Source organism: Streptomyces cyaneofuscatus (assembly GCF_000718135.1).
GTDB classification, from domain to species: domain Bacteria; phylum Actinomycetota; class Actinomycetes; order Streptomycetales; family Streptomycetaceae; genus Streptomyces; species Streptomyces cyaneofuscatus.
Map to the genome: position 1 here is coordinate 20,743 of NZ_JOEM01000002.1, position 11,526 is coordinate 32,268.

The 11,526-nt window shown below is 71.2% G+C and carries 12 protein-coding genes; 3 read left to right on the forward strand and 9 right to left on the reverse strand.

What is annotated here, in order from left to right; all coding sequences use genetic code 11:
- Both IF17_RS0103955 and IF17_RS0103960 read left to right on the forward strand, forming a co-directional pair.
- Positions 1–933, forward strand: a complete 933-nt coding sequence (locus IF17_RS0103955) for an alpha/beta hydrolase (RefSeq protein WP_179115488.1) — start codon at positions 1–3, stop codon at positions 931–933.
- Positions 934–1,100: 167 nt separating this feature from the next.
- Positions 1,101–1,916 (forward strand): AfsR/SARP family transcriptional regulator, encoded by an 816-nt coding sequence (locus IF17_RS0103960; protein ID WP_030562180.1) that lies wholly within the window; start codon positions 1,101–1,103, stop codon positions 1,914–1,916.
- A gap of 79 nt (positions 1,917–1,995) precedes the next feature.
- On the opposite strand, the gene IF17_RS0103965 is transcribed toward IF17_RS0103960, so the two are convergent.
- Genes IF17_RS0103965 through IF17_RS0103980 form a run of 4 tightly spaced genes read right to left on the reverse strand, consistent with a single transcriptional unit; the run spans position 1,996 to position 5,652 of the window.
- Positions 1,996–2,940, reverse strand: a complete 945-nt coding sequence (locus IF17_RS0103965; RefSeq protein ID WP_030562182.1) for a 3-hydroxyacyl-CoA dehydrogenase NAD-binding domain-containing protein — start codon at positions 2,938–2,940, stop codon at positions 1,996–1,998.
- Entirely contained in the window at positions 2,937–4,007 is a 1,071-nt protein-coding gene (locus tag IF17_RS0103970) for an LLM class flavin-dependent oxidoreductase (protein ID WP_030562184.1), read from the reverse strand. Before IF17_RS0103970 ends, IF17_RS0103965 begins: the two co-directional genes overlap by 4 nt.
- An 18-nt stretch (positions 4,008–4,025) precedes the next feature.
- Positions 4,026–4,469: a nuclear transport factor 2 family protein gene (locus IF17_RS0103975; protein ID WP_030562185.1), complete on the reverse strand. Its 444-nt coding sequence runs from the start codon at positions 4,467–4,469 to the stop codon at positions 4,026–4,028.
- A gap of 55 nt (positions 4,470–4,524) precedes the next feature.
- Entirely contained in the window at positions 4,525–5,652 is a 1,128-nt protein-coding gene (locus IF17_RS0103980; RefSeq protein WP_032771761.1) for an acyl-CoA dehydrogenase family protein, read from the reverse strand.
- A 294-nt stretch (positions 5,653–5,946) separates the two neighbouring features.
- On the opposite strand from IF17_RS0103980, the gene IF17_RS01000000136130 reads away from it, so the two are divergent.
- Entirely contained in the window at positions 5,947–6,771 is an 825-nt protein-coding gene (locus IF17_RS01000000136130) for an SDR family NAD(P)-dependent oxidoreductase (protein WP_051883879.1), read from the forward strand.
- Positions 6,772–6,852: 81 nt separating this feature from the next.
- Here IF17_RS01000000136130 and IF17_RS0103990 read toward each other — a convergent pair whose 3' ends face one another.
- From IF17_RS0103990 to fabG, 5 genes are read right to left on the reverse strand one after another with little or no spacing between them, the layout of a single operon-like run.
- Positions 6,853–8,307, reverse strand: a complete 1,455-nt coding sequence (locus tag IF17_RS0103990) for a multicopper oxidase family protein (RefSeq protein WP_030562190.1) — start codon at positions 8,305–8,307, stop codon at positions 6,853–6,855.
- Positions 8,307–8,885, reverse strand: a complete 579-nt coding sequence (locus IF17_RS0103995) for a hypothetical protein (RefSeq protein WP_030562192.1) — start codon at positions 8,883–8,885, stop codon at positions 8,307–8,309. The genes IF17_RS0103990 and IF17_RS0103995 overlap by 1 nt, the downstream gene beginning before the upstream one ends.
- Positions 8,882–9,727 (reverse strand): oxidoreductase, encoded by an 846-nt coding sequence (locus tag IF17_RS0104000; RefSeq protein WP_030562195.1) that lies wholly within the window; start codon positions 9,725–9,727, stop codon positions 8,882–8,884. The genes IF17_RS0103995 and IF17_RS0104000 overlap by 4 nt, the downstream gene beginning before the upstream one ends.
- Before the next feature lie 8 nt (positions 9,728–9,735).
- On the reverse strand, positions 9,736–10,686 hold the full coding sequence (locus IF17_RS0104005) for an aromatase/cyclase (RefSeq protein WP_030562197.1): 951 nt from the start codon (positions 10,684–10,686) through the stop codon (positions 9,736–9,738).
- Between the two features lie 49 nt (positions 10,687–10,735).
- Complete coding sequence (fabG, locus tag IF17_RS0104010; protein WP_030562199.1) at positions 10,736–11,521, reverse strand: 3-oxoacyl-ACP reductase FabG; 786 nt, start codon at positions 11,519–11,521, stop codon at positions 10,736–10,738.
- Positions 11,522–11,526: the final 5 nt, after the last annotated feature.

Sequence of the window (11,526 nt, forward strand, 5' to 3'; positions counted from 1 at the left end):
ATGGCAACGCCGATCCCCGAGTCTCCGCAGATCCGCCCCCTCACACTCGATGCCGGCGGCACACCGCTGTCCGGCCTCCTCGCGGAGCCCCCCGGCCGCGCGCCCCGCGCCGTGGTGGTGGCCCTGCACGGGGGCGGGATGAGCGCGGGATACTTCGACAGCCGGGCCCGCCCGGGACTGTCCCTGCTCACGCTCGGCGCCGAACTGGGCTTCACGGTCCTCTCGCTCGACCGGCCCGGCTACGGCGCCTCGGCCCGGCGCCACCCCGAAGGTCTCGACCTGGCCGGCCAGGGGGAGGTCCTCCGTAGCGCCCTGGCGGGGTTCGCACCCGGTACGGCCAGGGGCGCCGGGTTCTTCCTCCTCGCCCACTCCAGCGGCGGCCGGCTCGCACTGGCGGCCGCGGGCGAGGACCGCGTGGGTGCGACCCCGCTGCTCGGCGTGGACATCTCCGGCCTGGGCCGCCGCTTCGCGGTGGAGCACCGGGAACTGCCCGGCCGGGACGGGCGCGGAGCCTGGCGCAAGCACTGGGGCGCCCTGCGCTTCTATCCGCCGGACGCGCTGCTGACGAGCAGCGGACTCGTCCGGCCGGTGCCCTCACGCGAGGCGGGGGAGACCCTGTCGTGGCCCCGGATGTATCCGGAGATCGCCGCCCGGGTGCGGGTACCGGTCCGCTTCACATTCGCCGAGCAGGAGCAGTGGTGGCGCCACGACGAACAGGCGGTGGCCGAGCTGCTCGCCCCGCTCGCCGCTCCCCGGGCCGAGGTGGTGCGTCAGCCGCACGCCGGGCACAACATCTCGCTCGGCTGGGCGGCACGGACGTACCACCTGCGGGCCCTGGCCTTTCTGGAGGAGTGCCTGCTCGCGCGGGACGCGGCCCTGCCCGCCCCCGGGGTCCGGGGCAGAACGGAATCCTCCGTTCTGCGCTCCCTCTGACCTCGGGGAAAGAATCCGGCCGCAGGACCACGCGTTCCTGACACAAGTTGACCTCAGCCTGACCCTACGGTGCTTGTATGCCCAACTAGCGCCTTGGAGACTTGAGTTGCTTTCGATCGGGTCGCTGCAATCGTCAACCAGTCGCTGCTGACATGGAGTTGAATTCGATGCGCTTCAATCTCATCGGACCTTTCGAGGTCGTCACCGATGACGGCAGGATCTACCACCCCGGAACCCCGAAGGTCTGCCAGACACTGGCCCTGCTGCTCACCCGGCCGAACGAGATCGTCACCGCCGAGTCACTGATCAAGGAACTGTGGGGCGAGCGTCCTCCCCGCAGCGCGGTCACGACCCTGCAGACGTACGTCTACCACGCCCGCCGCATGTTCGTGAACGAAAGACTGGTGGAGCCCGGCCGTACCCTCATCGTCACCAGTGCTCCCGGCTACGCGATCCAGGTCGACGACAGCGAGGTCGACATCCGTGTCTTCGAACAGCTGGTGGCCCAGGGCCGCGACCGGCTCGCCGCGGGAGACCCCGCCGCGGCCCTGGACCACATCAACCGCGCGCTGGCCCTGTGGCGAGGCCCCGCGCTCTCCAATTTTCCCGCCGGAGACGTCCTCGCCGGTCATATCGTCCACCTGGAGGAGTTGCGGATCAGGGCCTTCGAGATCCGCATCGAGGCCGAGGGGCGGCTCGGCCGGCAGGGCGACTCCATCCCGGGCCTGCGCCGCCTGATCAACGACTACCCGCTCAACGAATGGTTCCACTGCCAGCTCATCTCGGCTCTCGGCAGCGCCGGCCGGCGAGCCGAGGCCCTGCACGCGTACCAGCATGTCCGCAGACTGCTCGCCGAAGAACTGGGCCTGGAGCCCTCGCCGCAGATGCAGCGGCTGCAGAGCAGACTCCTGGGCGCGGACACCATGGACCGCGTCCCGCTGCCGCGCGGCCAGGAGCTCGCCGTCCACGAGGCGAGGGCCTGACCGGCCGGTACACCGTGTGCCAGGAACCGTGAAGGTGTCCGGCACACGGTCCGGGGGGTCACTCCTCCGGCCCGCGGGGTCACTCCTCCCGGGATACCTCGGCGAGCGTCCGCAGGATCGCCGTCTGCTTGGTGTCCCGTTCGCGGACCAGTTCCTCGTACGACCTGTCGCCGTACGCCGCTTCCGCCTGCTCGATGAGCGAGTTGATCGTCTCCTCGTCCATCGGCGGGCGGCCCAGCTCCTCCCAGCCGCGCTCCAGGTTGGCGCCGAGCGTCCCGAGCCATTTGCGCAGGCCCCCCTGACCGCCGCCCAGGTGGAAGGCGAGGAACGGCCCCACGGTGGCCCAGCGCAGTCCGACGGATTGCGTCACCACCTGGTCCAGCTCCTCCAGCGAGACCACACCCTCCCGCACCAGGTGCACCGACTCGCGCAACAGGGCGGACTGGAGCCGGTTGGCGGCGAACGCCAGGATGGGCTTGCGCAGGACGACCGGTGTCCGCCCCACCGACGTCAGGAACTCCACCGCCTCGATCACGGCCGCCGGGGAGGTCCGTTCACCCGCGACGACCTCGACCAGCGGGACGACGTGCGGCGGGTTGAAGGGATGACCGACGACGAGACGGCTGGAATCCGCCATCCGCGCACCCAGGGCGTCGGGCCCCAGCGTCGAGGTCGACGACAGGAGCAGCGCGTCCTTCGGAGCCGCCTTCCCGATCCGCTCGAACAGCTCCTGCTTCAGCTCCAGGTTCTCCGGGGCGTTCTCGACGATGACATCGGCGTCCGCCACCGCCTTCTCCAGGTCGGGCACGAACTCCAGGTTCGCGGAGAAGGTGGCGGGGTCCGCCGAGCCCGGCGGCAGGAACGGCGCGAAGAGCTCCAGCGCCTCATCCACGATCCGAGGCGCCTGCGCCCGCCGGCTGTTGACCCGGACCCGGTGGCCGTGCCCGAGGAAGAGCGCGATCCAGCCGAGTCCGATCGTCCCGGCGCCGATGACCGTCACGGTGCGCTGCCGGTGCGGGCTCATCCGCGGCCTCCGTTCAGCTTGGGCAGCACCTGTTCGGCCATCAGCCGCATGGTCGCCGCCGCGTCCTCGTACGACAGGTGCCCCGAGTGCACGCCGAGGCTGATCGTGATGTCGTCGCCGAACCACTGGGAGATCTGCTCCAGCTGGGAACGGACCTGGTCCGGGGAGCCGATGAGCAGCTTGTTCTGCTCCATCTTCGACTCGAAGTGCGAGGTCTTCGTCGCCTCGACCAGCTTCTCGTACCCCGGATAGGCCTCCGAGCGTGTGGTGCCCCAGGAGGCGACGGCGTCCCGGATGGCCGCGGAGTTGCGGTCGTCGTCGACGCGCCCCTTGCGGCGTGCCTCCTGCCCGTCCTCCGCGACCACGCACGGGTAGCTGAAGTGGATCTGCTCGGTCCCCGGGGTGCGGCCGGAGGCCGCCCACTCCGCGCGGTAGACCGCGAGCCGGCTCTGCAACTCCTCCGTGCTCATCACGTTCGGCACGGTCTGCAGATGGTGCCCCGCGCGGCCCGCCTCGGCGCAGGACTCCGCGCTCCGTGCGGTGGTGACGAACACCGGCGGGTGCGGCTGCTGCACGGGCCGCGGGAGCAGCGTCACCGGCCCGAACCGGTGGAAGGTGCCGTCGAAGACGACGTCCTCCTCCGTCCACAGCCGCTTGATGGCATCCACCCCCTCGACGAAACGGTCCCTGGACTCGTCCATGGGGATGCCGAACGCCTTGAACTCGTCGGGCAGGAAAGCCCGTCCGAACGCGGCGTCGAGCCGGCCGTGGGAGATGTTGTCGAGCATGGCCAGCTTGCCCGCGAGTTTCACCGGGTGCTGGAAGGCGGGGATGGTGGCGCTGGTGCCCAGCCGCACGCGCCGGGTACGGCCCGCCGCCGCGGCGAGGAAGGTCACCGGGTCCGGACTGTAGCCGCCGTACGAGAAGAAGTAGTGCTCGACGATCTTCACATGCTCGAAGCCGAGTTCCTCGGCGAGGTCGACGAGTCGCAGGGCCTCGTCGAAATACACCTCGGCGGACTTGTCGGACGGACCTACCGTGGGAAAGAAGACGATCCCGAATTTCATGGCGGCTCCTCAGCCTCGTCAGTCGCGGCCGGAGCCGTCATGGTGCAGGTCGCGGTGGCGGACCTGCCACGTACCGTCCGTCAGCACCAGCTGGTCGTGGCAGACGACGCTGGCGAAGATGTCGAGCTCACCGCCGGCCGGCACGCGCATCGCCAAGGCGTAGGCACGGGTCTGCAGCGAGCCGTCCTCCCGCGGGGTCACGGTGAGCATCCCGAGCCAGTGCCGGAAGTCGAGCTTGTCCGCTTCGAGCCGCTTCTTGCGGGCCCGGGAGGACTCCCTGATGGCGTCCCGGCCACGCAGGGGTTCGTTCAGCCTGCTCGCCTCCTGGAAGACGGCGTCCTCGGTGAAGGTGTCGGCCCAGTCGTCGGCCCTGCCGTCGTCGAGGAGACCCATCTGCCTGGCATAGAACTGCTGGATCCGGGAGTAGAGTTCGGCCGGGACGTGGTCGGTCGGGTCGGTCATGCGCACTGCCTTTCCTGAGTACGCCGGAGAACCGGCTGCGGTTGCTGGTCTGAGGTCATCGGGCGTCCGGCCCGCCGGAGAGTTCCAGGAGCCGTGCCCCGTAGGCGACGGCCGCGGGGTCGAAGCGCAGCGCCACATGGCTGGACAGGCTGTGCAGATCCCGCCAGATCCGCTCCAGCGCACTCCCGTCGGACAACGCCGCACTGCCCGCTGCCCGGGTCAGCCGTTCGACGGCGTCCAGGAGCTGCTCCACGGCGTACGCGCAGTCGGCGGGGTTGCGCGCCAGGTCGGCCGGGTCGCACCGGGGCGCGTCCGCCACCCGGGCCGCCCGCTCCATCAGCAGCCCGGCACCGTTCACCGCGACCGCCGCCCGGGCGAGAGCGGCGCGCGGTGCCGGGTTGTCGGGGGCGACGGGCGCGGAGAGCTCCGCGAAGGCGCGCAGCGCCGTCCGCGCGGCGCCGACCGCGGGAGCGCCGAAGAGGAGACCGCTCACCAGCCGCAGGGGAGCGGTGTGGCAGGGCGCATCGGAGCCGACACCGTGGCCCGCGATCATGTTCTGACGGGTGAAGCCACGGTGCTCCGGAACGAAGGCGTCTTCGACGGCGAGGCTGTTGCTGCCGGTCCCGCGCATGCCCGTCGACGCCCAGGTCGCGGTCACCGTGTAGTCCTCGCGCGGGAGCGCGAAGAACCAGGGCACCTGACGCCCGTCGACGGTCACCAGGGCACACACCAGCGCCCAGTCGGAGAAGTCGACGACACTGGCGTAGCTCCACGAGCCGCTGACCCGCCAGCCGCCCGGCACCGGGGTGGCGTCGCCGCGGGGCATCAGCGCTCCCACCACGAGCGTATCGGCCCCCTTGGCCCACAGATCCTGCTGCCCTTCGAGGGGCAGGAAAGCGCCCATCCGTCCGGCGCTCGCGATCACGGACGCACTCCAGGCGGCGGACGTGCAGCCCTCGGCGACGGCCGAGACGGCGTGGAACAGGTCGGTGACCGACCCCGCCCGGCCGTTCCAGCGGGTGGGGACGAAGTGCCGGGCGAAACCGGCCGCCACGATCTGCTCGACCATGACGGGCGGCAACTGGCTTTCCCTGTCGGCCTGTTCGGCGTGGAGTGCGGCCAGAGAGGCGAGTTCGCGTCCTCGGCCGGGAAGATCCGTGCCGGAGGTCGTCCGGTCGGTCATCAGCACCACTCTCTTCCATCGTCGCGGTGACGCGGGCACCTCGGGCAGGCCATGGGACAACCGTGAACCCCGGCGATCCAGCACGGCTGGAGGGCGGCTCGACGGGAAGAGCCCCAGGTCACCCGCCGCACGGCCGCTCGGCTCCGCGCCTTTCGAGCGGAACTCCAGCGGGGTCGGGGACGGTCGTCCCCCGACCGTTGCCGTACGGACGCGATCCGGACCCGCTCCTCCCCGTCGAGGACCACCCGCGGCTGCGCGACCGGGGCGCCGCCGCCCTGACCCTTGGAGACCCGTATGACCCTGTCGGACCAGGTGGCGATCGTGACCGGCGGCGGCCGGGGGATCGGCCGTGCCATCGCCCTCGCCCTCGTACGGGAAGGCGCTCGCGTGGCGCTCCTGGCCCGTACCCGTGAGGAGCTGGAGGAGACCGCGGCGCTCGCCGGCGAGCACCGCTCCCGCGTCCTGGTGACACCGGCCGACATCACCGACGAGCAGGCCGTCGGCCGGGTGGTGAAGCAGGTGGACGACCACTTCGGGCCGGTGAGCCTGCTCGTCAACAACGCGGCCACGTACACGATCGGTGAACCTCCGCTCTGGGAGGCCGACCTCGACGACTGGTGGCGCACCGTCGAGGTCAATGTCCGGGGCCCGCTCGTCTGCTCCCGCGCGGTCCTGCCCACCATGCTCTCCGAGGGGCGCGGACGCGTCATCATGGTCGCCAGCGACCTCGGCGCCCTGCCCTGCCCGCTCACCGCCTACCAGTTCAGCAAAGCGGCGCGGATCCGGATCACCGAGTCGCTGGGCCTCTCGCTGGACGCGTCCGGGGACACCGGTGTGCGGACCTTCTCGATCAACCCCGGCTCCGTACGGACCCGTATGACAGAGCCCTTCGCCGCCCGCTTCCCCGATCACGACTGGACGCCCGCCGGGGAGAGCGGCCGGCTGGTGGCGGCCCTCGCCACCGGACGGTACGACGCCCTCCACGGCCGCTACCTCTCGGTCCACGAGGATCTCGACCGGCTGCTGGGCCGGATCGCCGAGGTGCGCGAGCAGGAGCTGTACGTCGAGCGCATGCGGGTGTTCGGGCCGGACGGCGCTGTCACGAGCAGCTGGGAGTGAGCGGACGCACAGCGGCGCCGGAACCCCCGGGGGTTCCGGCGCCGCTGTGCGCCGTCCGGGCCCGCAGGCCCGGCGGGCACCTCAGCCGACGACGTCGATACGGCCCATCTGACCGCCCGAGGAGTGGCCGAGCTGGTGGCAGTGGTAGACGTACTCGCCCGTGAACGGCCCCCAGGTCATCGCTATCTTCACGGTCTCACCGGGGCCCAGCGTCACGGTGTCCTTGAGCCCGGCGTCCCGGATCCCCGGACGCTGCCCGTTGCGTTCCAGGACGCGGAAGAACGTCAGGTGCGTGTGGAAACTGTGCCACAGGTGGAAGTCCGGGCTGCCGGGCGCGGCCGGCACGTCCACATTGCGGATCGTCCACTCCTCGGTGGCACCCAGCCGGGCCGTCACATCGACCCGGTCCGGGTCGTAGGAGAGGCCGTTGATGGTCATCGCCGGGAACGTGCGGATCTCGAAGTCACGCTGCACGGTGCGCCTCGGCAGGGCCGGCGGGGCCGATGCCAGACGGCGCGGTACGTAACTGTGGTCCGCGGCCGCGCGGCCGACGTCGAAGCGCATGACCTCCGGCCGCTCGGTCGACAGTGCCCCGGTGTTCTCCAGGACGATCGAACTGCCCTCGCGGTAGCGGGAGAAGTCGACCACGATGTCGGCCCGCTCCCCGCCGAGCATCAGCAGTTCGGTGCGGGTGACGGGCTGCTCCAGAAGCCCGCCGTCCGTCCCGATCTGGGTGAACGCGGCACCGTCGGCGAACCGCAGCTTGAAGTAGCGGTTGGCGCAGGCGTTGTAGATCCGCAGCCGGTACTTGCGCGCCGCGGCCTTGAAGTACGGGCGCTCCTTGCCGTTGACCAGCATGTGCGGGCAGTCGGACGGGCGGGTGTAGAGGAGGGTGCCGTCCGCCTCCACCCGGGCGTCGCGGATGACGAGCGGCACGTCGTGGGCCCCGGACGGCAGGGGCAGGCTCCGCTCGTTGCGGTCGCTGAGCAGGTACAGACCGTGCAGCCCCAGATAGACGTTCTCGGCCTCCAGGTGATGGGCGTGGTCGTGGTACCAGAGCGAGGCGGCCGGCTGGTCGTTCGGGTAGCGGTACGTGCGCTCGGCACCGGGCACGATGGTGTCCATCGGAAGCCCGTCGTGCTCGGACCGTACGTGTCCGCCGTGCAGGTGCACGGCCGTGTTCACCGACAGCTCGTTGATCTGCCGGACGACCACCTCACGGCCCTGGGTCGCCTTGATCGTCGGCCCGGGGAAGGTGCCGCCGTAGGTGCGCACACGGGAGGTGAGGCCCTTGACGATCTCGACCTGTGCCTCGCGCATCCGCAGCTCGTACAGTTGCGAGGTCTTCGTGGAGGAGACCGGGGCGAGGACCGCAGGCACCGGCATGGCGTGGGCGAACGGGCTGATGGGGGCCGCCTCCGCGGCGGCGATGGTGGTCGCGGCCGGTGCGGAGGAGCCGGTGAGCCGGTCCCAGGGCAGGAGGGCGGCGGCGCCCGCGGCGGCGGTGATCTGGAGCGCGTGACGTCGGTTCAGCATCAGAAGCCTATCGTCGAATGAATGGTTCGCCGGGGTCCCGTGGCCGTCCACGGCACCCCGAGGGCCACCGCTACGAGCAGCCCGGCGGCAGCACACAGCCGCAGTACGGTGGGGATGTCGGCGACCCCCGCGGACCACACCGACGCGTTGCCCGACAGAGCCGAGGCCAGCGCGACGACGGGCAGGCAGACGGCCGCGGAGAGCGCGGCGGAGACGGCGGCGAGAAGCAGGTACGGCGACACGGCGCCGCCCCCGCGTGCCCGTCGCCGCAGGGCCCGGGCCGCGAGCGCCGACAGCGGCAGCAGCAGGTAGAACGCGGCCGTGACCAGAGCCGTGAACAGCCCCAGCCGCACGCCCTCGGCAGCCACCGGCCCCGAGCTGTGCCACCAGGTGTGGTCCCCGGGCTGGGGCAGGGGCGCCCTGGTGTGGCCGTACGCGATCCAGGCGATCGCGAGGGCCTGGGCGAGGACCCACACCCCGAGCGTCACGGGACGCAGGCCGGAGAACAGCCCCAGGGCGCCCGGCCGCGCCGGCGTGGCCGCCGGGCCGGGCTCCGGGCCCTCGGCCGGGTCCCTCACGACGCCTCCGGCGGGGGTGAGTCCGTGGTGCGGGCCAGCCGGTTCCAGGCCTCCCACTCGGCCAGCCGTCCGCGCAGCACGGTGGGCGCGAGTTCGGCCGCCCCGCTGCCCAGCAGAACCCGCAACGGCGGCTCCTCGGCGTCGAGGAGTTCGAGGATCGCGGTACCGGCCTTCGCCGGATCGCCGGGCTGGAGGTGGGCGTACGCGCCGGACAGGCCGTGCCTGCGCTTGGCGAGCACGGCGTCGTACGCGGTCTTGGGCGTGGCCCGCACCATGCTCTCGGCACTCCACCCGGTGCGGAACTCGCCCGCCTCCAGCAGGGTGACCTTCACGCCGAAGCCCGAGACCTCCTGCGCGAGCGCCTCGCTCGCGGCCTCCAGCGCCCACTTGCTCGCGCAGTAGGCGCCGAGGTTCGGATAGGTCGTGACGCCGGCGATGCTCGACATCTGGAGGATGTGGCCCCCGCCTTGCCTGCGCAGTACGGGCAGCACCGCCTGGGTGACCCACAGCGCACCGAAGAAATTCACGTCGAACTGGTCGCGGACCTGCTGTTCGGACACCTCCTCGACCGCGCCGGACAGCCCGTAGCCCGCGTTGTTCAGGACGACGTCGATCCGGCCGGTGCGTTCGGCCGCCTCGGCGACGGCGGCGAACACCGCGGCCCGGTCGGTGACGTCGAGCACCATCGGTACCGCCCGGTCCCCGTACCGCTTGACCAGGCCGTCGAGCGAGTCGGCGGCGCGGGCGGTCACCACGACCGTGTCCCCGTGCGCGAGCGCCGTCTCGGCGATGGCGTGACCGAGCCCCCGGGAGGCTCCGGTGACGAACCAGCAGCGTGACATGGGCCGGCTCACCGCCCTGCCCGCTGCTCGGCGAAGGCCTTGGCATGCTGGAGTGTCGCGGTGCTGTTGGTGCTGAGCGCCGTGTGGATGTAGCCCTTGGCGTCCTCGACGGTCGCCTCGGGGCCGAGGATCCGCGCGATGTTCTCGGTGTTCACGGTGACGGTGTGCTGGGAGGTTGCGGTGACGCCGTCCACCTCCTCCACGAAGGTCCAGTAACCCGTGTGCAGGGTCATCAGGGCCGGCAGCGTGGTCTGTTTGTAGGCGATCCTGTGGTGCGGAAAGGTCACCCGGTACGACTTGGTGGTGTGCGTCGAGCCGTCCTTGGCCCGGGTGTCCATCTCCAGTTCCTGCAGGCCCGGGGTGTCCTCGGTGAGCCGGACGGTGGCCACGTGCGGCAGGCGTTCGTGCCAGCGGTCGGCCTCGTTGACGAAGTCGAAGGCGTCCTTGGCCGATCCGGCGATCCGGACGGTGTCCTCGAAGGAGAACGTCAGGCCGGCGGCGGCGTGCGCCAGCTCCACGTTCGTCCTGAGCGCCGCGAGTTCCGAACGGGAGTTGCGGTCGACGGCCTCGTCGATCCACTTCAGGCTCTCGGGGTCGTCGTCGATGGCCCGGTAGTCGTGGAGCAGCCGCACCCGCGAGGCGGCCGCGCCGATGGGCTCGATGATCCAGGCGCCGCCCATCGCCGCGACCGGCGGGGCGGAGACCTCCTGGCGGAAGGTGATCCGCAGCCCCTCGGGGTCCAGGGTGCGGCGTGAGGTCCAGTTCTTGGCCTCGCCGTTGGCCGTCGCCCAGATCCGGATGCGTTCCTCGCCGGGGCCTTCGGCGACCTGGTCGACGTAGATGGTGGGAGGGAAGATGCGCGGCCAGTTGGTCACGTCGGCGATCAGCCGGTAGACCTCGGCGGCCGGGGCCGAGATGGTGATCTCGTGCTCCACGTCACGCGATCCGGTCTGTGTCATGGCGGGCACTCCTTGGTCGGGAACGGTTCGTCGTCCGGCTGCGGTGCGGTCAGAAGTTGCCGAGGCCGCCGCAGACGTTGAGGGCCTGGGACGTGATGGACGCGGCGGTGTCGGAGGCCAGATAGCCGACCAGGCCGGCGACCTCCTGGGGCGTCGAGTAGCGGCCCAGCGGGATCTTGGCCTGGAACTTCTCCAGGATCGCCTCCTCGCTGGTCTCGTACGCCGCCGCGTAGCCCTGCCGGACGCGCTGCGCCATGGGCGTCTCGACATAGCCGGGGCAGACCGCGTTGACGGTGATCCCGGTGGGCGCGAGCTCGTTGCCCAGCGCCTTGGTGAAGCCGACGACCCCGTGCTTGGAGGCCGAGTAGGGGGCGCCGAGGACGACACCCTGCTTCCCGGCGGTCGAGGCGATGTTGATGATCCGGCCCCGGCTCTTCTGCCGCATGCCGCCGGTGTTCAGCACCTCCCGGGTGACCCGGAAGACGCTGTTGAGGTTCGTCTCGATGACGTCGTTCCACAATTCGTCGGCGATGTCCGCCGTGACCCCGCCACCGGACCGCCCGGCGTTGTTGACGACCACGTCGACCGTGCCGAAGCGTTCCACCGCGGCCTCGACCCACCGGTGAACGCTGTCGTTGTCCCGGACGTCCAGGACAGCGCCGTCGACCTCCAGCCCCTCGCCCCGGAGCAGCTTGACCGTCTCGGCCACCTGGTCCGCACTCCGGGACCCGATGAAGACCCGGTGGCCGGACGAGGCCAGCGTCCGGGCCGACTCCAGCCCGATCCCGCTGGTAGCGCCCGTCACCACAGCAACCCGCTTGTCCTGATCCGACATGAAAA